At 63.2% G+C, this 21664-nt stretch carries 20 protein-coding genes, 1 tRNA gene and 2 pseudogenes; 8 read left to right on the forward strand and 15 right to left on the reverse strand.

From position 1 onward, the window contains the following. Positions 1–60: 60 nt before the first annotated feature. The 3 genes from L8K25_RS02855 (at position 61) to L8K25_RS02865 (ending at position 2174) form a co-directional block, all read left to right on the forward strand. Entirely contained in the window at positions 61–255 is a 195-nt protein-coding gene (locus tag L8K25_RS02855; protein ID WP_242137405.1) for a hypothetical protein, read from the forward strand. Between the two features lie 501 nt (positions 256–756). Next, positions 757–1221: a hypothetical protein gene (locus tag L8K25_RS02860; protein WP_242137406.1), complete on the forward strand. Its 465-nt coding sequence runs from the start codon at positions 757–759 to the stop codon at positions 1219–1221. A 116-nt stretch (positions 1222–1337) separates the two neighbouring features. Next, the gene (locus tag L8K25_RS02865; RefSeq protein WP_242137881.1) at positions 1338–2174 is read left to right on the forward strand and encodes a DNA adenine methylase; all 837 of its coding nucleotides are present in this window, start codon (positions 1338–1340) and stop codon (positions 2172–2174) included. Positions 2175–2249: 75 nt separating this feature from the next. Here the strand turns inward: L8K25_RS02865 and L8K25_RS02870 are convergent, their stop codons facing one another. Continuing rightward, positions 2250–2453 (reverse strand): hypothetical protein, encoded by a 204-nt coding sequence (locus L8K25_RS02870; protein WP_242137407.1) that lies wholly within the window; start codon positions 2451–2453, stop codon positions 2250–2252. Positions 2454–2859: 406 nt separating this feature from the next. Between L8K25_RS02870 and L8K25_RS02875 the strand changes: the two genes are divergently transcribed. Beyond that, positions 2860–3060: a hypothetical protein gene (locus tag L8K25_RS02875; protein ID WP_242137408.1), complete on the forward strand. Its 201-nt coding sequence runs from the start codon at positions 2860–2862 to the stop codon at positions 3058–3060. Between the two features lie 75 nt (positions 3061–3135). Further along, positions 3136–3775, forward strand: a pseudogene (locus L8K25_RS02880) (SOS response-associated peptidase family protein). A gap of 47 nt (positions 3776–3822) precedes the next feature. Here L8K25_RS02880 and L8K25_RS02885 read toward each other — a convergent pair. Continuing rightward, positions 3823–4995, reverse strand: a complete 1173-nt coding sequence (locus L8K25_RS02885; RefSeq protein ID WP_242137409.1) for an N-6 DNA methylase — start codon at positions 4993–4995, stop codon at positions 3823–3825. 229 nt (positions 4996–5224) lie between these two features. Here L8K25_RS02885 and L8K25_RS02890 point away from each other — a divergent pair, with 229 nt between their 5' ends. Both L8K25_RS02890 and L8K25_RS02895 read left to right on the forward strand, forming a co-directional pair. After that, the gene (locus L8K25_RS02890) at positions 5225–6913 is read left to right on the forward strand and encodes an ATP-binding protein (RefSeq protein ID WP_242137410.1); all 1689 of its coding nucleotides are present in this window, start codon (positions 5225–5227) and stop codon (positions 6911–6913) included. Then, a complete protein-coding gene (locus L8K25_RS02895; RefSeq protein WP_242137411.1) occupies positions 6910–7899 on the forward strand; it encodes a hypothetical protein in 990 nt (329 codons plus the stop codon). Before L8K25_RS02890 ends, L8K25_RS02895 begins: the two co-directional genes overlap by 4 nt. Before the next feature lie 101 nt (positions 7900–8000). Here the strand turns inward: L8K25_RS02895 and L8K25_RS02900 are convergent, their stop codons facing one another. The 7 genes and pseudogenes from L8K25_RS02900 to L8K25_RS02930 all read right to left on the reverse strand — a co-directional run bounded on the left by L8K25_RS02900 (position 8001) and on the right by L8K25_RS02930 (position 11663). Next, entirely contained in the window at positions 8001–8291 is a 291-nt protein-coding gene (locus tag L8K25_RS02900) for a hypothetical protein (RefSeq protein WP_242137412.1), read from the reverse strand. After that, positions 8288–8635 carry a hypothetical protein gene (locus L8K25_RS02905; protein ID WP_242137413.1) on the reverse strand — a complete coding sequence of 116 codons (348 nt, stop codon included), beginning with the start codon at positions 8633–8635 and terminating at the stop codon, positions 8288–8290. Before L8K25_RS02905 ends, L8K25_RS02900 begins: the two co-directional genes overlap by 4 nt. 537 nt (positions 8636–9172) lie before the next feature. Further along, positions 9173–9249: transfer RNA gene (locus L8K25_RS02910), tRNA-Arg, on the reverse strand. 113 nt (positions 9250–9362) lie between these two features. Further along, positions 9363–9821, reverse strand: coding sequence for a DUF1178 family protein (locus L8K25_RS02915; RefSeq protein WP_242137414.1), 459 nt, complete (start codon positions 9819–9821; stop codon positions 9363–9365). Then, a complete protein-coding gene (locus L8K25_RS02920) occupies positions 9818–10639 on the reverse strand; it encodes a carbon-nitrogen hydrolase family protein (protein WP_242137415.1) in 822 nt (273 codons plus the stop codon). Before L8K25_RS02920 ends, L8K25_RS02915 begins: the two co-directional genes overlap by 4 nt. Further along, a complete protein-coding gene (gene grxC / locus L8K25_RS02925) occupies positions 10636–10893 on the reverse strand; it encodes a glutaredoxin 3 (protein WP_242137416.1) in 258 nt (85 codons plus the stop codon). Before grxC ends, L8K25_RS02920 begins: the two co-directional genes overlap by 4 nt. A 45-nt stretch (positions 10894–10938) precedes the next feature. Continuing rightward, positions 10939–11663 (reverse strand): annotated as a pseudogene (locus tag L8K25_RS02930) (ComF family protein). Positions 11664–11707: 44 nt separating this feature from the next. On the opposite strand from L8K25_RS02930, the gene L8K25_RS02935 reads away from it, so the two are divergent. Then, complete coding sequence (locus tag L8K25_RS02935) at positions 11708–12559, forward strand: methyltransferase domain-containing protein (RefSeq protein ID WP_242137417.1); 852 nt, start codon at positions 11708–11710, stop codon at positions 12557–12559. Positions 12560–12626: 67 nt separating this feature from the next. On the opposite strand, the gene L8K25_RS02940 is transcribed toward L8K25_RS02935, so the two are convergent. The 6 genes from L8K25_RS02940 to L8K25_RS02965 form a co-directional block, all read right to left on the reverse strand. Then, entirely contained in the window at positions 12627–13016 is a 390-nt protein-coding gene (locus L8K25_RS02940) for a response regulator (protein WP_242137418.1), read from the reverse strand. Between the two features lie 62 nt (positions 13017–13078). After that, the gene (locus tag L8K25_RS02945) at positions 13079–15526 is read right to left on the reverse strand and encodes an ATP-binding protein (RefSeq protein WP_242137419.1); all 2448 of its coding nucleotides are present in this window, start codon (positions 15524–15526) and stop codon (positions 13079–13081) included. A gap of 60 nt (positions 15527–15586) precedes the next feature. Next, positions 15587–16945: an EAL domain-containing protein gene (locus tag L8K25_RS02950; RefSeq protein ID WP_242137420.1), complete on the reverse strand. Its 1359-nt coding sequence runs from the start codon at positions 16943–16945 to the stop codon at positions 15587–15589. 416 nt (positions 16946–17361) lie between these two features. Further along, entirely contained in the window at positions 17362–18531 is a 1170-nt protein-coding gene (argE, locus tag L8K25_RS02955; protein ID WP_242137421.1) for an acetylornithine deacetylase, read from the reverse strand. Between the two features lie 37 nt (positions 18532–18568). Then, entirely contained in the window at positions 18569–20065 is a 1497-nt protein-coding gene (locus L8K25_RS02960; RefSeq protein ID WP_242137422.1) for an efflux transporter outer membrane subunit, read from the reverse strand. After that, complete coding sequence (locus L8K25_RS02965; protein ID WP_242137423.1) at positions 20062–21663, reverse strand: DHA2 family efflux MFS transporter permease subunit; 1602 nt, start codon at positions 21661–21663, stop codon at positions 20062–20064. The genes L8K25_RS02960 and L8K25_RS02965 overlap by 4 nt, the downstream gene beginning before the upstream one ends. Position 21664 lies beyond the last annotated feature (1 nt).

Raw genomic sequence — 21664 nt, forward strand, 5'->3', positions numbered from 1 at the left:
GCGCGGCCAACCTATCCTGATGAACGAGCGTATGACGCACAAGCCGATGGAAAAGCCCGAATGAGCGGCAGTTGGCCCGGTCTCATTTTTGGGGTGCTGCTGACTTGGGCCATGCTTGCGAGCTACAGCCTTCCCGGCATCGGCGCGTTGCCGGGAAGGCGTGAGCAGCCTCGCTATTACTGGACGCTCATAGCAATCGGCATCGCGGCGGTGCTTTTCAACGCGCTGAACTTGATCTTCCCCAAAGGGTTCTGATCGCGCAATTGTCACAGATCAGGCTCGGGGGAATGTCCAGTTCCCACCCACCTCTCGCCGTTCGCGGGTAGCGAGCGAGGTCATGATCACCGAAAGCGGACCGGCAAAAATCGAGCACTTGCAGACGTTGGTCGCTATGTGCGAGCCTTTCACCCATGGACGTTGACGAAGTTAGGGTGCTGCTATCACCGGATCGATATGGCCGGGTAGCAATCGTGCGTAGGTCCGATGGTCGGTTCTGCCTCTATCAGCATTGGAGCTGGACCCCGGAGACGCAAGCCGCCTTCCATGTAGAGCCTGTCGAGGATCGACGGTGGACGGTGGATAGCACGCCCGAGATGTATGAGGGGGTCGAGCCACTTTCAGGTATGTACGGCACCGTAGAAGATGCGGAGCGAGAAGCTCGGCGGCTGTTGGGATTAGACGGCGGATAACGCCCACTTGCGGACATCGCGATCTAATGCGCAACATCCAGACCTACTGCCGACATAGGGGCCTGATGTGAGTTCAGCGATGGTAGAGGAGCCGCCCAGCCCAGCAAAACTCGCGCTGATTCGGCGCTTTCTGATAGCGAATGGCACGCAATCTGACATAGATACCGGTAACTTTCTTCAACGGTTCGCCTTGCCGGGCTCCCCGCTGTCGATGGTCGCGGCAGACGCTTCGGGAGATATAACCTTCCGTCAGTCTTGGGACCTACCATTGAAGGCCCTTATGGCTGCTTATGATAAGCACCGGCATACGTGGCAGGACGAGTACGAAACGCACGTCAACTGGGAATTCGAAGAAGAGGAACTGTCGCTCATTGTGGCCTTCCTCGAAAGTGCGGTCGGCCAACACTTCCTTGAGGGACGCTGGCGCATGGGCGCTTACGTTGGCTCCAATACAGAAGACTTAGTTGAGCAGGTCCTTGCGGATGCGGAAGCTGTCCTGCGGGAAGGCGTCGCGCACCGACCAGCGCAATGACCGTTCCCCACCAAAGTCAGACGTCCCAGGTTACAATGGCTACGATCAACGGAAAATCTGACACCAGCCGAAAAAACGCTTTCCTACAAGATGGGGTTTGTGATGCACCCTTTCAGATGCGCCACGAACGTTCAAAACCGCTAGCTGTTGACCTGCCTTCGAAGGAGGTTCGTCCGGTCTCTCCACCTGCCCCCTATATAGGTGGCAAGCGCAATCTCTCGCGCCGTCTCTGCGCCCTGATCGATGCGACACCGCACGACACCTATGTCGAGCCGTTCGTCGGCATGGGCGGGGTATTCCTCAAGCGCACGCGGCAGCCACGGGCCGAGGTGATCAACGACATCTCGGCTGACGTAACCACCCTCTTCCGGATCCTCCAGCGGCACTACCCCCAGTTCATGGACGTGCTGAAATGGCAGATCACCAGCCGCGCGGAGTTCGATCGGCTGCGCGCGGCCGCACCGGACACGCTGACCGACCTCGAACGCGCGGCGCGATTCCTCTACCTCCAACGCCTATCGTTTGGCGGCAAGGTCGACGGCCGCAACTTCGGCGTCGATCGGCGGACGCCGGCACGCTTCGACGTGACGAAACTGGCGCCAATGCTAGATGAGCTCCACCAGCGCCTGACTGGGGTCGTGATCGAGCGCCTGCCCTATGCCGACCTGATCAGGCGATACGACGGGCCCGGGACGCTGTTCTTCCTCGATCCGCCATATTGGGGGTGCGAGGGCGACTACGGGCCGGGAGTGTTCGAGCGCGCAGACTTCGAACGCCTTGCTGACCAACTGGCAGGAATCGCCGGGGGCTTCATCCTGACGATCAACGCGACCGATGGCGCACGCGAAGTGTTCGGACGCTTCGATCAGGTTGAAGTCGACACTACCTATACCATCGCAACCGCCTCCTCCGGCGGCGGCAAGCGGGTGAAGGAACTGATCGTTCGCGGGTAGGGCTGGGTAGAAGAAAGAAAGATGGGGCCGGCCGCTTACGCGATCGACCCCATCCAGTTTTACCGGTCTGACGGATTAGCGCGGAGGCAATCCGGTCACATGGTTGCCCCGCCGCCCGGTGTTGATCTCGGACACGCGGCCGGGATTGGTACCGTAGTCGGCTGCGATGTCATGCTGGTGGTCGCCCGCCCGAAGGCGAGCCCAGATGTCAGCGATAGCCTCGTCGGACAACGGAAAGCGGGGGCGGCGCTGCGGCCGCTGGGGAATATTGTCTGCCATAAAAATCATCCTTGTTGGCAAACGACCGGTATTGACGGAATTGTCCCACGGTATAGACGTTGCCGCCTACCCGAGGTTCATCCCGCTCTCGCGTCCGGACCACAAGCCCGCGAGAGTTGCCTCGATCAGAAGCCCCAGCGCTGCCAGGCGCTGGGGCTTCCTAGTTTCGAGAACAATCGTAGCATCACGTAACGGAACACGCTTGAGTAGCCAGGCGTGGTCTGTTGCCGTGATTAATGGTATTTAAACGAAAGTAGGTGTCAGTATCGATAGCTGCTAAGGTTAACGGCGCGACAACCGATCGCCAAGCCTCGCCTCGCGGACTTGGTTAGGCGTCGCCACGACCCCACTGGAGCCCCACATCGTAGACGTGTACTCCGTCCATCTCAGGCAGGGGGAAAACGACGTGACATTCAAATCCAACCGCGAAAATGCAGAACTGGCGCAATCGGCCGCGAACTCAGCTACGCTCGAGAACGTTCGGATCCGGGAACAGCGATCAGCAGATGCCTATGCAGCACTGGCTACGCGCGACGAACGCATCGCTGCGAAAGCGGTGGCGCCTATGCTGCCGAGCAGTCCCACGCACGCGCCCGACGAGCAGTAGCCTCGAGGAGCGGGATCGGTTGATCGAGAGCCGGTTTACCTCGACACCAACCTCGTCCTGCTACAGGCTCGCTCGATGTGTAACCGTGCCCGCAACGGCTATGAGCCTGAGACGCTCCATACCCACTTTGGCACGGTGTTCAGCACCGATCGACCAATGGACAACCGCTTCAATCCAAGCGAATTGATGCCGCGCAGCCGGGCGTACGTGATCCGCGAGACGGACCGCGGTCGATGCCTCGACGTCATGAGCTGGGACGTCCTCGGTGGCGGCGCCGCATGGCCGATGACGAACGTGCGCAACCTGGCCCTGCCCCAGTGGCGCGCGCTTGCCGCGCGGCCGGAGAACCGTTGCCTGGTACCGCTCAGCGAGTTCTGCGAATGGACGCCTGAGGCGCACGACTTGGGCGATGGCAAGAAACCGCTGAAGGGCGAGATGTGGTTTCAGGTTACCGATCAGCCGCTGTTTGCGGTCGCCGGCTTCTGGCAGCCAACAGCGAAGGGCAACGGCTTCACGATGGTGACGTGCAACCCGAACGACCTCGTCGCGCCAATCCATCCGAAAGCGATGATTACGGTTCTGGCGGAAGACGACCACGAGCGCTGGCTGCGCGGCAGCTATGACGACGTGGTTGCTCTGCAGCAGCCTTACCCAAGCGAATCGAATGGCTGTCCGCGGACCTATCTTCCCGACGCGTCACGGCCATAGTCACTAGCCATAAGTGGGGACTGCCGTTCCGCCTCCCCTAAGCCGATCCGAAGACTAGACTCGTATTGAGAGCAGCGCGCGTGCTGAAATGTGTCTCGCGCCAGTTCCCCTAATTGTGGACATGATTTGGATTTGCCCTTCCTCAGAAAGCAGACCGGATAGCGCACGTTCGCGAGCTAATTCTGGGAGCCGCAATCGAAGGACGCAATCAGAGATTTCAACGGCTCCTTCGCGAACAAAGCATATTTTGCGCTCCAATCGGCGGTCCACACGCGCCATCAAAATGTCTCCGGGTTCGGCGAGCACATCGCGGGTGGCTCCTGATCGCACGGCTTCGCAGGACACCACGATGGCCGCTCCAGGACGGTCGGGGAAGTCCCCAGTATGAAATATCCGCTTCGACGACGTTGCTACGTCGCGCGAATTCCTACGTCCTCGGCTGACGTTCGCACCTAGGTCCGCAAGACTTGCCCTCGAGGGATCTGGTTGGACCGCGGCGTGGTAGAGGCAATCCAACCTTTGCACCCCTGCCGGTGCTTGGATGGTGACGCGAGTACTGATCAAGCCTGCGTCACCGACAGCCGCAAGACGTATGGGACCGCCAAGAGCGCTTTTTTTAATGACAATGACGAATGCGAGGGCATCGGTGCGCCCAAAAGTGCTTCGAGGGAGCTGGATGACCAGCTCGATTTTGTGCGCTCCGATCAAGAGCCGGCGTACCGAAGCCATCGTTTCGCTCGAGATCATCGTGTCGGGAACCACAAACGCGACTGTCCCGCCAGGACGAGTAAGCAGTAGCGCCTGCGCCAAGAAGACCAGATCAGCAGGAATCGTGGACCAGCCTGCCACCGCCTCGGCAAGTCCCGCCCGCTCGAGCACTCGGGTGATCGAGCGGGTCCGTCGGACTCTTGTGTAAGGAGGGTTCGATAATACAACGTCGACCGATCCCAATTCCACCCCAAGGGCCCGCGCGAGTCCGTCGATGAGGACATTGCGCGCGACGTGGTTCTGCAAGCAGTGCCTATCTGGCGTAAAAGCGGAGGCGTCGGGATCTATATCGACCGTCGTTAATCGCGCATGAGGCCAGCGCAGGCGCGCTGCGTGCCCAAGCGACCCAGGGCCGCTGCCCAGATCGACGATCGTGGCTGGCAGGTCCTGAAGCGTTGCAGCGACGAGGTCCCCGAGCCAGCCTGGACTGTAAAACTTGCACAGCTTGTCGTCGAGCACGGCATCCCCCTGTCGACCACCTTATGTCGTTTTAAAGTCGGGTACCAGATGATCTGCCCCGATCGGGTACCGGTTCGTCGCAGGCGCCTCGCCAAGGTCGACCGGTTGCGCATGGACCGGCAGAATAAGTCGCGCAAGAGCGTAGGGGTCAGCGTATGTTGGCAACAGCGCGCTTGCTTGGCCGCTGGGACGCGGTACGTTGGTCGCTAGGGACAGGCGGGATTAAAGTGTGGAAGAACTGGATTTTGAGGAACGCGCGGATCACCTCACTGATGATCAAATCCTTACCGGAACCATCGTCGAGGACTACCTGGATGACGTGAGCCGCGCACTTCGACGGAAGGGGTTGGTGCTAATCGTCGGACCTCGAGGCTGCGGCAAGACGCACATGATGCGGTACGCGTCGTTGCTCTGCCGCGACGACGCGACTGCGCCGTTCGCCACCTATGTTAGTTTCAACCGATATCTCCGTCTGGAGCCGTTGCTGAACTCGCGATCCGACGCGATGCTAATCTTCCACGCATGGGTGTTGGCATTGATCATTCTTGGGGTTGCACGCTCCCTTGAGGAATCCGACCCGAGCCTTGCAGAACTCTTCTGGCGAGAGTCGCCGATCTCGGGCGAAGAACTCAGCGAGTTCGTGGACAGGGCGGAGCGGGCGGTCACCCCGTCCGAGCAAGACGAGCGGGTTGCCGCAGCGATAAGCCTGTCGCTGGTCAAGGATTTGGTTCGTGCCGCAGTACGTCTCGCCGGCCGCACAAGGGCGATCATACTCCTCGACGACGCCGCACTTACGCTGACCCCAGAATTCCTCGTCGAATTCTTCGACATCGTTCGAGTTCTCAAGTCGAGCGATATCTCGCCCAAGGCATCTGTTTACCCAGGTACTACCGAATACGGCCCGCGCTTCCACGCCGATCACGAGGGGCGCTCAATCCCAGTTTGGCTCTCGGTGAACGACTCCCGTTACGGTGAGATCATGCAAGACATCGCGAACCAAAGGCTGCCCGACGTGACGCGTGTTCCCGTCGATGTCAGAGAGGCTCTCATGTACGCCGCGTTCGGCGTTCCGCGCGCCTATCTGACATTGTTACGCGAGTGGATTGATAGCGGAGCTAATTCTACCGACCAAGCAATCGTAACACGGCTAATCAGAGAACACCGCGATGCTCGTTGGGCCGAGTACAAGTCGCTTGCGCTGAAACTGCCGAAACTGTCGACAATAATCAACACCGGCGGAAACCTCTTCAACGCCATGGTCGAGGCTCTTCGGCAGGCAAACGGGACCAACGGGGGCGATCATGTCCAACTTCAGGTCGCCGTGCTATCCTCTGACTTCAATGCCATGACACAGCGAATGTTGAACCTTCTCGTCGAGGCCGGGCTGGTCCGGGAAGAGGGCGAGGTTTCGCACGGTCCGGATCGCAAGCTCAGACGCTTAACGCCCCACGTCGGAGCGCTCATCGCGGATCGGGCCATCATCCAGGGGCGGGGTGGCGGTCCGCGTCGAATCGCGCAGATTCTTCGTCTACCTCGCGACAAGCATCCAGTCCGCCGATCCATCGCCAGCTTAGTGGGAGCGGCGGAGGTGGAGGCGCTGCACTACGACCTGCCCTCGTGCCAGTTTTGCAAGACCGAACGGCTCAACGATACCCAGCGCTTCTGCCATGGGTGTGGGAAGAAACTTCTGGATGGCTCAACCTATTCGCGATGCATGGAGATTCCGGTCACTGAAATCCCTGGCCTCTCACGCTTCAGCATCGAATCGCTGCACAAACGCAAGCTGCTGACGGTCGGCAGCATTGTGGGGCTGCAGGATCCAGGCACGGAACTTCGCAAAAGTTGGGGAGTGGGTGAACGCCGGTCCAACAAGGTGCTCGAGCAAGTCAACGCGTTTGTGGACGAGTTCCTATCATGACGGTCGCTTCCGACTATCGAGCCGTCACGACGTTGCAGGCCTTTCCACACCTTTCGACCCAAAGCATGTTCGACTGCGGGAAGCGCCCTAAAGAGGCCAGCCCTATCGACACCTTCCTTGAGGACACCGAAGCGCTGAACAAGTTGTTCATGTCGTTCGGTTCATCCACACTGCCCAAGCCTTTGGGCAGCTTGGTTCTTCTTGGCTACACTTCTGCGGTTGAAAGTTTCTTGCGTGCGGTAATCCGTAGGATCGTGATCGCGGACGAGATAGCCAGAAAGCGATCCGAGCCACTTTCGCTTTCATTCGGAGCCGCCTTCCACCATGAACGGGCGCTGATGCCAGAGGCGCTACTGGAACGTTTTTCTTTCGCCGGCCGCCGCGGAATTCGCGATGCGTTCGCCGAGGTGCTTGGGATAGAGATCGGTGGCTCTGAGATGGAGGCCGCGATGAACGAGTTCGCGCGAATCTGCGAGATCAGACACTGCTGCGTACACAGGTCGGGTCGGCTCGGAAGTCAGAACGCGATGAAACTAGGTCTCCAAGAACACTCGACAGTCCTGGAACGGCCGTTCTATCCCTCGGTTGATGATCTTCAAGACATCGCGGACCTTCTCCGCACGTTCGTGAAGACCGTCAACAATTTCCTTTTCGCGGCGATCATCGATCGCACCGTTCACCGCGGCGGCGAGACTGTCCCTGAATTATCATGGTCTTGGTCTTGGGGGTGGCGTGAGGACCGTAAGCCGTTCCAGCGGTACTATGACGTATTTGCCTCGGCGACCGACATGCCGAAATCTCCTTCTGCGAGGAGCGCGTATGAGAGTTTCAGCGTATGGTCGGGCCCGGGGGGCGACCGCTGGCTAGAAAAGAGGCGCGCCAAGAAGGCCGTGCGCGAAGAGAAGATTGCTGTTACCGAAGCGGAGGTCGACCCAATGGCGACCCGTCAAGGCGGTGAAGCGGCACCACCGTTCACTGCGGAGTAGAATAGTCGCTGGGCTTAGCATTCTGGCGAAGGGCGGTAAACGTTCACGCCGTTCACGGTATCAAGCCTTACTACTATGGTGGAATTTAGCTCGCTTGGCTGCTAGCTGGGCAACAGGACGGCACCGACCTCGGCAATCCGTTCAATTACGTGCTGCGCCCCCTCATCGATCGCGCGCTGCTGGTCATGCGCGAGCGGATACCGGAGTATGAACCATAGCAGGTCCGAGCGAAACTCGTCGGTGTCGCTGAGGTGCAGGGTGATGACGGTCGTCGGCACGCGAGGAAACAGGCGCTTGAACGCCATCACGACGTGCGGCGCGAGATCGTCGATCGACCACCGCGGCTTGCCGTAGCGGTCGATACCGAGCGTCAGTGTGCCATGGGTCTTCACAGCGATGCTCTACCCGTGGATACGATATAAACCGGCTTGCCGCCGATCGCGGGCGGCAGGCCCATTGCGGTGCCGGTGACGAGGATCAGCGCGCTGATCGCGTCGTGCGCGGCGTAGCGCTCCAGCTGGCGGTAAATGACGCGCTTGTTGCAGCGGGTCTTCGCCTCGAGCCCGACCGAACCAAGTATGAAATCGATCCGGTCGGCGGCGTTCAAGCGGTGCTCGCGCTCAAATTCTGCGCCGGCGGCGGTGAGCGCCTTTTCGATCGACAACTGAAGCGCGGCCTCGTCGCCAACCCGCAGTCGCGTCCGGCGCAACAGCGCGACGACCTCGACTACCGTCACGAGATATCTCTGGTCATCGGCTCTGCCGGGAGCAGGGACAAGGCACCGTTGTACCTCGAGACGTGGGCCGGAAGCGGGTGAAGCGAAGCGATGCGCGCGATCTCTTTCTGGATCGCCGGCGCTCACTCGAACCACTCCCCCAGCAAGCGATGTCGGCTCCAACGACGATGATAATAACGTTCGACCGCCAACCCTCCTTCGATCAGCGCAAGGATGCGAAGCTCAATCCAATGGGCCGTTTGGAGATGAGCCAGTCGCTCGTACGGACATGTGCTAAGACCGATCTTAACGGGCGTGCCCTCGCCGCCGATGAAATAGACGTAGGACCGATCGTCGCGAAGCGCCTGGCGACTCCTAGGGACGGCGCGCTCTTCGCTCCATAGGCCATCACATACCGAAGGGAACGTCATGCACTCTGCCCCTCGTTTCGCGAACATAACGGGGGTATCGCCGGAACAAACCTTAAAGGAGGTTCATGGTGATACTTCGGCTCTTGGTTGCGACTTGAGAAATTGCGCGCTTTTCTGCGGCTGCGAGTGGTGCCCCCGAGTGGATTCGAACCACCGGCCTGCGGTTTAGGAAACCGTCGCTCTATCCACCTGAGCTACGGGGGCACTGGCTGAACCAGTAATGGGTCCGCCAGAGGGGGTCAATCGACCTCGACGTGCCGACGACAGCGCATTGGATACCACCACGGCGGCCTTGCGGAACCGCGCACCATGCGGCGTCAGTTCACCGTTTCCGGCGGAAGCAACGGGAACGGCAGCGGCATGATCGGAACGCCGTCCTCATGCAGCGCCTTCGCCTCGGCCAGCGTGGCCGCGCCATGAATGGCGCTCTGTTCGACCACCCCGTCGTGCATGGCGCATGCCTGGTCGGCAAAGCCCCGTCCGACCCAGGTCGACTGCCGCACCATGTGCGCCTGCGTCGCGGCGAGCGCCTTGAGCGCTGCCTTGATCTCGGCCGGTGGCGGCATCTTGGGCGTTGGGCTCGTGGACCGGCTATCCGCGCCGCGATTGCCTTTGACCCCGACGTTCGGCGCCATCACGGCCTTGATGACCCGCGCATCGCCGCATAACGGGCACGCGAGCAAGCCGCGCGCCTGCTGATCCTCGAATGCCGCGCCGGAGCCGAACCAGGCTTCGAACACATGGGCAGAGGCGCATTGCAGGTCGAAGACGATCATCCAAACCGGACCGGCGGTATCGGGCGACGATGCGACAGCACCGGGATACGCGCGCGCACATCCGCGATACGGGTCGGATCGATCTCGGCGAAGCCGACCCCCGCGGCTTCCGCCATGTCGAGTACCACCTGCCCCCAGGGATCGACCACGAGCGAATGCCCGTAGGTTGCGCGGCCATCCTCATGCTCGCCGGTCTGCGCAGCCGCCACGACATAAGCCGCCGCCTCGATCGCCCGGGCGCGCATCAGCACGTGCCAATGCGCGGCGCCGGTCGGGCGCGTAAAGGCGGCGGGGATCGCCAACACGTTCGCGCCGGCATTACTGAGCGTCCGGTACAGATCGGGGAACCGCAGATCATAGCAGATCGACAAGCCGAGGGTGCCGGCCGGCGTATCCACCACCACGGCATCCTGCCCCGGCACGTAGGAAGCCGATTCTCGCCAGCTTTCACCCGTCGGCAGGTCCACGTCGAACAGGTGGAGCTTGTCATAGCGTGCACGGATCTCGCCCGCGTCGTCGATCACGAAGGCACGGTTGGCCAGTCGCCCCTCCGCCGTCCGCACGGCCAGCGACCCGACGTGCACCCAGATGCCATGGGCCGCCGCCGCCTGGCGGACGGCGGCCAGCACCAGATCGTCCGCTTCGGCGCGCAGCACTGCCGCGGCCCGCTTGCGGTCTTGATCGATCAGACCCGACATTTCCGGCGTGAACAGCATCCCTGCCCCGCCTGCCGCCGCCTGCGCCACGGCATCGACCAGAGTGCCCGCGTTGCGCACCGGATCGATGCCGCTGGTCAACTGGGCGACCGCGATCTTCACAGGCCGAGCAGCGCGTCCAGCTTGCCGTCACGCTCCAGCGCGGCGAGGTCGTCCGAGCCGCCGACATGCTGGCCGTCGATGAACACCTGCGGGACGGTCGTCCGGCCATTGGCACGCTCGAGCATTTCGGTCCGCTTGGGACCGCCCATCGTGATGTCGAATTCCTCGGGCGTCACGCCCTTGGACGCGAGGAGCTTCATCGCCCGTGCACAATACGGGCAAAACGCTTTGGTATAGATTTCAATCTTGGACATGACGCAGAAATGTGGGGTGCCCCCCGCAATGTCAATCTTTTGGCATCAATCGTCCGCATCGAGCACACGCGCCCAGCACAGGATCGTGACGCGTCGTGCACCGCCATCGAGCAGGACTCCCACGCATCCATCGGTCGTCGCGCCGCTGGTGTGAATGTCGTCGATCAGCACGACCGCCTTGCCCCGGATGGTCGCCTTCGGTCGACAACGCGAAACACCCCCCTGACGGTTCGTGCGCGCGCCTTGGGGCCCATTGCGCGCAACGGCGGGGTTGCTCGTGTGCGCTGCAGCAGCAGCGGATCGCTCGGCACCGCCGTTGCCCGCGCCAGCGCGGCCGCGATCAGCGCCGCCTGGTTGAACCCGCGCGACCACAACCGCCAGCGGTGGAGCGGCACCGGCACCAGCAGATCGGCGTCGTCCGGCATGATCCGAACCAGCTGCCGCGCGATCGTCTCGGCAAAGGCGATCCGCCCGCCATATTTGAAGCGCAGCGCCACCGTCCGCGCGACATCGCCATAGGCAACCGCCGCACGAACCCCAGCGTGTCGCGGCGGACGGGCGAGACACGCGTCGCAGCACGCCCCCGGCCCCTGATCGATCGCGAACGGACGATGACACGCCGCGCACCAGGGCGGCGCAAGGAAGCGCAACCCGCCCCAGCATGTCGCGCAGAAGCGATGATCGGCGCCGGTGACCGCACCACAGCCAGGACACCGCGGCGGCAGCGCAAAATCGGCGACGAGACGCAGCGGGGCGAGCCAGGCGGACACGTGCCCCCTTGTCGCGCACGGCCCCACACGGCACAAGCGGCGCCGTGAGCGCCCCAGACCTCTTCGACCGTACCGCCCGCCGTCTCCATCGCGATCGTGCCGCACCCGATTTCGCTGCGTATGATTTCCTGCGCGCCGTAATGGTCGAAGGGCTGGTGGATCGGCTCGCGACGGTGAAGCGCGCGTTCACCGACATGCTCGACCTCGGCTGTTTCGATGCCGGCTTTCCTGCCCCGCCGGGCGTGCACGTGACACGCTGCGACGCCGGCGCCGCCTTCGCGCAGGCGGCCGGCGGCGTCGAGGCGGACGAAGACCGATTGCCCTTCGCCTCGGAATCGTTCGATCTGATCGTGTCGGCGGGCGTCCTTGACAGCGTCAACGATCTGCCCGGTGCGCTGGCGCTCGCGCGGCGGATGCTGCGGCCGGATGGTTTGTTCCTCGCGGCCTTCTGTGGCGCCGGCACGCTATCGACGTTGCGCGCGAGTCTGCGGGAGGTCGAGCGGGAACGTCCTGCCGCGCGGATCCATCCGCAGGTCGATGTGCGATCGGCCGGGGACCTGCTGATGCGCGCCGGGTTCGCGCTGCCGGTCGCCGATATCGAGCCGTTGACGGTGCGCTATGCAACCATCGGCGGTTTGCTGCGCGACCTGCGGGGCATGGGCGCAACCAACATCCTGCGCGACCGCGTTCCGTTGCGCCGGGATACCCTCGCGCTGGCCGCCGAGACCTTTGCCGCGCGCGCCGATCCCGATGGCAAGACGGCCGAACGGTTCGACATCATCTACCTGACCGGCTGGGCCCCTGCGCCGAGCCAGCCGCAGCCCGCCCGGCGCGGAAGCGCTACCCAGTCGCTCAAGGCAGCGCTCACGCGCTTCCCGGCGCCCGCGCCGGAATAGACCCGCGCGCTACCGTCTCGCCGCCGCAACCCACGGGCGTTGCCGGCCGATGCAGGAGGCGTGGTGATCAGGTGATCATGCCGTCGCCGGCGCCCTTGGCCAGCGTGCGTCCGATCGCGTCGAACAGCGAATCCATCGCAACCGGCTTGAACAGGATATCGTCCGCGCCATCCGCCAGACAGCGTTCACGCAAATCCACCGCGGTATCGGCGGTCAGAATGATGACCGGGAGATTGGCCTTGGCATCGCCGCGCGCCCGGATCCGCCGCAACGCTTCGAACCCGTCCATACCCGGCATGCGCAGATCGAGCAGGACCATCACGTAATCGTTCGCGTCGATCAGTTCGAGCCCCAGTTCGGCGCTCTCGGCGCCCGTCATCGTGGCCCCCGCCACGTCGAGCATGTCCTTCACGACACGCCGATTCATCGGGTCGTCTTCGATGAAAAGTATGTTCATCGGAACATCCCAAAATCCACGATCAAAAGCGATACTTCCGACTTCATCGCCCCTCTATCGGGTCATGCCGCTTGCGAGACAAGCCCGGAATTCAGGGATTTTTCGGACGTTTCGTTACCAAACACCCGGGCTCGCAACGCGGTTCCGGATACTGGCTTGGTTATGACCTGATCGATCCCGAATGATAAAAACCGGGCGAGTTCAGTATCATCGGGTGATGTCCAGAGGAGCGTGGACCGCACCTCCGCCGCCCCCAGCAGACGCAGCGCGGCCGCCTGGTCGGGCAAGGCGCGAATCGTTGCTTCATCGATCACCGCGCGGGAAACGCCACCTTTCGCGATCCGATCGAGCGCGTCCTCCACCGACGATGCGAACAGCACCGTCTCGCCATGCTGTTCCAGCACCGCGCGCAGCATGCTGCGCGTAATCGGATTGCGGTCGAGAATGACGAGCGCTTCCCCGACCCCGTCGGCCACGGCGACCGCCGTCTCCGGTCCGGTTGCCCGAACCAGCGGGATCCGTACCGTGAAGGTGGAGCCTTCCCCCGCGACACTCGCGACCGAAATTTCGCCGCCCATTGCCTGTGCCAGATTGCGGCAGATCGTCAGGCCAAGCCCAGTCCCCCCGAACTTGCGCGTGGTCCCCGCGTCGACCTGTCGGAAGGATTCGAAGATCAGGTCGATCTTGTCGGCCGGAATGCCGATCCCGCTATCCTCGACTGAAATGGCCAGCGTCTCGCCGTCCTCCGCGGCGCGCAGCGTGACCGACCCACGCTCGGTAAACTTCAGCGCATTGGACAGGAGGTTGAAGGCGATCTGCCGCAACCGTGCGGCGTCGCCGACGATGAAGGCGGGACAAGCGTCGAGGTCGAGCAGGAACGTCACGCCGCGCGCCCGCGCCTGGTCCTCCCACAAGCGCGACACGTCCGTCAGCGTCCCGCGCAGATCGAACGAAATCGCCTCCATGGTGAGGTTGCCCGTCTCCATCTTGGCGACGTCGAGGATATCGTCGACCAGCGCGCGCATCGTGATCCCGGCGCCGTGCACCACGCCGATGCGATCCCGTACCGCCGGATCGATCCCGGGATCGGCCAGCATCACCTGCGTCATGCCGAGGATGCCGTTCAGCGGCGTGCGGATCTCGTGGCTGGTCGTCGCGAGAAATTCGGTCTTGGCGGCGAGCGCCCGGCCCAGGGCAACGTTGGTCTCGGCCAGATCGACGTTGGCGGCGCGAACCTCGTTGCGGCTGCGCCGGATCGTGACGAGGCCGAAGACGAGCATGCCGACGATGATCCCCGTCGCGATCGCGAGCCCACCGAAGATGGTCTGCTGCGTCTGCGCGCGCAGCTTCGTATCGTCGATGTCGCGCTGCAATTGAGCCCGGCGCAGCTTTTCGATCTTGAGTGCCTGGTTGGCGAAGTCGAAGCGGGCCGCCGCCAAAGCGGTGTTGGCGGACGCGGCGAGCTTCGATGTCTGGTCGTCGAGTTTCTTCAACGCTTCCAGATGGATCAGCGCTTGCTGGTCGTCGCCCAGATCCTTGTAGATATCATAGGCGGTTTGATGCCCTTCGCGCAGATCGAGCGTCGACGTCTCCTGATCCACGGTGGCGAATGCCCGCTCGATCAACCGCCTGGCCGTATCGAGGCGCCCATGAAGCCGCGCGGACCAGGCCGACAGCACGAGGAAATGGTCGCTGGCGGAATCAGGTTCGTCGTTACGCGCGGAAGCCAGGCCCTGCGCAATCGAGCGGTCCGCAGCCTGGATTTGTCCTTCGGCCAACTGTGTCCGTGCCATGTTCCGATAGGTACGCGCCTGCTGGAACGGACTTTTCAGAGCGGTTGCAATTTCAAGTGCTTTTTCAAACTCAGACAGCGATTCACGGAAGCGACCCAACTCATTTAGGGAAACGCCCTTATTATTATGCACCGCGAACAATATCTGGGGGTCTCCTGTATAGATCTCCAGACTTTCCTTGAGATATTTAAGCGCGGAATCGTAGTCCTTGGCTTCCTGATACAGGAGCGCGATCGTGACCATCGCAATGGCCCTGCTGCGCACGTCGCCCGTCTTGCGAAAGACTTCGTAAGCCGCCTGATAGGATCTCAAAGCTCCAGCTACATCGGCATTGGCAGTCCGAAGTCCACCAAGCGACAATAGGATATCGCCGGACAGCTTGCTCGGGCGCTGCCTTGCGACGAGCGATATGGCCTTGGACAGCAAGGGCGCGGCTTCGGCGGTCTTACCGATCCGGAGATCCGCCTCGGCTTCGAGCCAAAAGGACGTCGCCATATCGGTATCCCGCGTCCCGGGCGGCGATTTGGCCGCGAGCACCCGTGCTTCCCGTGCCCACTGCGCCGCCTTGGCCGCGTCGATCAGCATCGATGCCTTGGCATTGGCGACCAAACCCTCGAACGTATTGCCCGCCTGATTGGCTTCCCGCCCTGCCGCAGGCAGGACGGCGCAAAGGAGCAGCCCGATCCCCAGGACGATACCGCGCGACCATTGCTTCATCCACGTCCTCATCCGGCTGGCATACCTGTCACGATGGAGCGCGCTGTTGATCAAGGCCGTTCAGGCACTTTTCCACAAGGATGCGGGTCGGCTGAACATGGCTTCGCGAACCTGATCCCCCGGGCTGCCGACTTCATCCTGCAGGAAGACCCGCAGCGCATCGATCGAAATGGGGCGGCTGATCAGATATCCCTGGATCATGTCGCAGCCCATCACCGTCAACAGCGCCATCGCGGCTCGCGTTTCTACCCCCTCCGCCGTAACTTCCATGTCGAGCGCGTGTGCCAAGTCGATGGTCGATCGCACGATCAACGGGTCGCGGTTGCTGCTCGTCAATTGCGACACGAACAGCTTGTCGATCTTCAGCTCGCGTGCCGGCAACTGCTTGAGGTACGCCAGGGACGACAAGCCTGCGCCATAGTCATCGATCGCAATGCTGATCCCGACGCCGGCCAACGTCTGGAGATTGGCGATCGCACATTCGGGATCGCGGATGACGGCGGTTTCGGTGATCTCGAACCCGATCTTGGCACCGCTGCCCTGGATCTTGGCGCAAGCCTCGGCAACGAACGCCGCGTCGCCCAGCAGCTTGCCCGATATGTTGATGAAGAGCGTGAGGTCGCGCCCGTCGGCAACGAGTATCTTCTGATCGGAGATCACCCGATCGAGCGTCCACAAGGTCAGCGGTGCGATCTGGTTGGCCTCTTCCGCGACCGTGATGAAATCCCCCGGCAGGATCAAACCGCGTTCGGGATGTTGCCAGCGTACCAGCGCTTCCGCGCTGTTGATCGCCATTTTGCGAACATGCACCTTGGGCTGATACTGCAGGAACATCTCGCCCTTCGCGATCGCGCTTGGCAATTCCCGCGTCAGCGTCAGACGATCGAACGCGGCGGTTCCCGCGGAGAGGTCGCGCAGCACGCTATGCTGTTCGCGCCGGGCCTCGTCGAGCGCGAATTCCGCCTCCTCGACCAATCGTACGTCTTCCGTCGTATGGAGCGGCGCTGTCGCGGCACCGATGACAATCTCGAGCCGGTGCGATTCATTGTCGAGATCGAACGGCGCGACGAACATCGCATCCAGTTCCGCGATCGTGCGCAACACGTCGGCGTAGCTTTCCCGATCCAGCCAGAATTCGAGTGCCTCGCGGCCGGCCACCGTCGTTTCCAGATCGGCGCAGTGCTGTGCCAATCTGGTACGCACGTCGTCGCGCAGACGATCCGCCCGAACACGACCGAGCAAACGCCGCATGGCGAGGAAGTTCACGATCTCGACGATGCACACGCAATGCCACCGCCCGTCCGAGGCGACCGCCGTCGTGGCGCGGCCTTCGGCCGTGCGCGTGTTCCGTACGCCGCCCCTTTCCGCCGACGGGATCACGGCATGATCCGGGCTCGGCATCGGACGCTGGTCAGGCAAATTTCGCACCATTCCTCACTGCTAGACGCCATCCGTGAAAGAACTGTTAACCGCATCCGGCGCTGCGTCGCCACCTCAATAGCAGATTGCGTTAGTCTTAAGATTCAATTAACAAAATTGGACGTTCAACTGAACGTACAAGGGAGAAAAGTCATGATCCGCTTCATCATCTCGCTCGTCTATGGCGAAGGCGTTCGTCCCTGGTAATCAGGGCTCGGCCCGATGCAGCGCCGGATAGTGACCAATCGCTATCGCGCGGTGTCGGGCCGAAATTCTAAATGGTTTTGACCGCCTCTCGTGTCCTTTTACTGAAACAATTGCCTAACGATGCGATTTGATTTGGCATCACGCCGCAGATTTACTGCAACCGTCTGCCACAAACGGTAAAATTCTGATGCAGTTCAGCAATTTACTGCTCATCCCATAGCCTCCCCTAGCCGCGCCATAAACGCCGCACCGCGCCGGAATTGGGCCAGGTCGATATATTCGTCCGCCTGATGCGCCTGCTCGATCGAGCCCGGGCCGCAGATGATCGTCGAAAACCCCGCCCCCTGGAATTGCCCGGCCTCGGCCGCATAGGCCGCCGCGCGCGTCGGGCCGTTGTCGCCCGCCAGCCGCCGCGCGAGCAGTTCGGCCGCGCCATCGGGCTCGGGGGCGAAGGATGGCGTCGCGGATCGCCGAATCACCGCCACGCCTGCATCCGCAAAACGTTCCTGCGCCATGCGATGAGCCGTGGCGCAGGCGTCCAGAAATGGGACAATGATCCGGTCCGGATCCTGGCCCGGTGGCGTGCGCAAATCGAACGTGAAGGAGCATTCGCGCGCCAGAATATTGACCGCCGTTCCCCCCTGGATCAGCCCGATCGTCAAGGTCGCGTGCGGCGGATGATAGGGCGAGTCCGGGTCGCCATGCCGCGCCAGCTCGTCCGCGATCTGGCGAAGCTGCTCCATCAACCCGACCGCGATCATGTTCGCCGACAGCCCGAGGTGAGTCAGGCTCGAATGCGCCTCATGCCCGGTCACCGTCACGCGCCAAGTCGAGATCCCCTTGTGCCCGCTGACCACCTCCATGCTCGTCGGCTCGCCCACGATCACCGCGAGCGGCGCGGGGAGATCCTTGACGAGCTCGCGGATCATCGACGGTGCCCCGAGGCAGCCGACTTCCTCGTCGTAGGAGAAGGCCAGGTGAATCGGCCGTGCGGTCTCCCCGCGCGCGAACCCCGGCACCGCGGCAAGCGCCAGCGCCAGGAAGCCCTTCATATCGCACGTCCCACGGCCGAACAGCCGATCGCCGCGCCGGGTCAGCACGAACGGGTCGCTGCTCCAGGCCTGCCCGTCGACCGGCACCACGTCGGTATGCCCCGACAGCACGACTCCACCCGGCACCACCGGACCAACGGTCGCATAGAGGTTCGCCTTGGTCCCCTCGGGATTGGCGACGCGGTGGCTCGCCACGCCGTGCGCCCGGAGGAACGCCTCGACATATGCGATCAGCCGCAGGTTGGAATCGCGCGAGGTGGTGTCGAAACCGATCAACGCCTCGAGATGCGTCAGCGCGGCGGCGTAAAGCTGTTCGGGTGTGTCCATGCCCTTGGTTCTAGGCATGGATTAACCAACTTGCCAATCACCCCGTGGTCGCCCGCGCAGGTTCTTCCCAGCCGCCCCCGATCGCCTTGAACAGCGCGGCGGTGTCCTGCCGCAACTGCGCGTTGCTCGCCGCCAGCTGCTCGCGCGCGCTCAGCACGTTGACCTGCGCGTCGAGCAGCGAGGTCTGCGTCACAAACCCGGTGCGATATTGCGCCTCCACCGAGCGCGCGGTGGTCTGCGCATCGGCGACTGCGCGTTGCAGCGCGGCGTTGCGCGCCCGCTCGGCATCGAGCCGCGCGAGCGGATCCTCGACGTCGCGCAAGGCGCCAAGCACGGTGGTGCGGTATCGCAGATAGGCCTGTTCGCGGTCTTCCTTGCGGATGCCGATCGTGGCCTTGCGCCGTCCCCAGTCGAGCAAAGGAAACTGCACCGCGCCCGTGCCCGTCAGCTGCAGGCTGTTGCCGGTGAACAGGTTGGCCAGCGAGGTCGACAGCAATTGCGCCACGCCGGTCAGGTTGAACTTGGGGTAAAGATCCGACACCGCGACGCCGATGTCCGCGGTCGATGCCGCGAGCTGCCGCTCCGCCGCCCGCACGTCGGGGCGCCGGCGGAGCAGGTCCGACGGCAGCCCGGCCGGAACCACCGGCAACGCCACCAGCGGCACGCCCGGCCGCGCCAGTTCGGCATCGAGCGTCTCGGGCTCGACCCCCAGCAGGATTCCGAGCGCGTGGATCCGCACGCGCACGTCCGCGCGGATCGGCTCGAGCCGCGCCTGCGTGCCGGTGATCGACCCGCGCTGCCGCGTGACGTCGATCGAGGGGACGAGACCGACCCGCGCGATATGGCCGGCTATGTCGAGCGACCGCTGTTGCGAGACCAGTTCGTCCTGGATCACCGCGATCTGCTCCTGGTCGAGCCGGAGCGCAAAATAGGCCTGCGCGACCTCGGCGGCGAGCGTCACCGCGGCATCGCGCCGGGTCCATTCGGCCGCTTCGACGCGGGCGCCGGCGGCTTCCACGCCGCGCCGGCCGCCGCCGAACAGGTCGAGCTCCCAGCTCGAATCGAACCCGACCGAAAAGGTCGTGATCCCGCTGCCGGGAAGCGCGAAGCCGCTGCTGCTGCCCGTTCCGCCCGATCCTCCGCCGCTACCGCCCGAGAAGGCCTGCGCGATCGAGGAGAGCCCGGCGTTCTTGCTGAACTCGATATGGCTGACGTTGCCCGTCGCATCGACCGTCGGCTTGCCGACGGCGCGCGCCGAAATTTCCTGCAACCGGGCCTGCCGCACGCGCGATGCCGCCATAGCTATGTCGGGGCTGCCCTTCAGGGCGCGTTCGACGAGCGAGTCGAGCCGCGGATCACCGAAGGCCGCCCACCAGCGCGCGGGATCGACCTGCGCACCCGGCGCGGGCGCGAGCTGGCGCTCGGCGAACGCCGGCGGGACGGGCATCGTCGGGGCGTGATAGTTCGGCCCTACGGTGCACCCGGCCAGCAAGGTGCTGCCAAGCAGGGCCAGAGAGAAGAACGAGCGGGTCAATGGGCCATGCCTCCACCACCGCCACCGGACTTGCCGGAGCGCATCAGGAAAACGAGCGGTGCCACGACGAGCACCACGATCATCAGCGAACGAAACACATCGAGGAACGCGAGCATCGACGCCTGGCGTTGCACCGTCTGGTACAGCACCGCGAGCGACGTCGTTCCCGGGTCCCCCTGCCCGCCGAACGCGCCCTGCGCCTTCGACAGCCAGTCGGTATAATTGGGATCGATCGGGCTGAGCTTCTCGACCAGTTCGGACTGGTGCCGCTGCTGCGCCGAGGCGAGCAAGGTCTGCGCGGTCGAGATGCCGATCGACCCGCCGAGGTTGCGCGCGACGTTGAGCAGGCTGGAGGCCTGCGCGGTCTTGTTCTGCGGCAGGCCGACATAGGCGACCGCGTTGATCGGCACGAACAGGAACGGCAGCGCCATTGCCTGCAACAGTCGCGCGAACGCCGCATCCTGGAACGAGATGTCGGCGTTGAGATGCGTCATGTTCCAAAGCGCGAACGCCTGCACCAGCAGCGCGGGAAACAGCAGCAGCCGAACGTCGACCACGCCCGACAGGCGTCCGGCGAAGGGCACCGCGACCAGCGTCGCGATCCCGCCGAAGGTCAGCGCGAGCCCTGCCTGGAACGAGGTATAGCCGAGGACCTGCTGCAACATCTGCGGGATCAGCTGCGTCGTGCCGAACAGGATCATGCCGGTGATCCCCATGATCAGCAGCGTCAGCGAGAAGTTACGGCTCTTGAGCAGTTTCAGGTCGACCACCGGTTCGGGGTGATTGGTTTCCCAGAAGGCGAGTGCGGTCAGCGCGATGAACGAGATGCTCGCGGTCATGATGATGAAGCTGCTGGCGAACCAGTCCTCGCGTTCGCCGCGATCGAGCGTCAGTTCGAAGAAGCCGAGCCCGAGCGCGATCAGGATGATGCCGATGTAATCGACCCGGATCCCGCGCTTGAGCAGCTTCTTGCGGTCGTTCTTGATCGCTTCCGGCTCATCGACGAACAGGTTGACGAGGAACACCGAGGCGATCCCGATCGGCACGTTGATCAGGAACACCCAGTGCCAGCTGCTATTCTCGGTAATGTAGCCGCCGAGCGTCGGCCCGAGCACCGGGCCGACCACGACGACGATCGCGAAGGCGGCAAACGCCATCCCGCGTTGCTTGGGCGGGAAGGTGTCCGCGAGGATCGATTGCTCGACCGGCGCCAGCCCGCCGCCGCCGATGCCCTGCAACACGCGTGCGATGACGAGCGTCGACAGGTTGGGCGCAAGCCCGCACATCAACGAGGCGATCGTGAACAGCGCGATCGATAGCAGGAAATAGCGTTTCCGCCCAATCACGTCGGACAACCAGCCGCTGATCGGGATGACGATGGCGTTGGCGACGAGGTAGCTGGTCAGCACCCACGTCGCCTGGTCGTTCGAGACCGACAGGCCGCCGGCGATATGATCGAGCGCGACGTTGGCGATCGACGTGTCCAGCACCTCCATGAAGGTCGGGATGCTGATGATCGCGACGATCAGCCACGGGCTGTACGCGCCCGCGCCGGACCGGGACGGATCCCAACCGTCCTGCGCCTTGGCGCTCGCCACC

The organism is Sphingomonas sp. TREG-RG-20F-R18-01, assembly GCF_022662475.1.
Lineage (GTDB): Bacteria > Pseudomonadota > Alphaproteobacteria > Sphingomonadales > Sphingomonadaceae > Sphingomonas.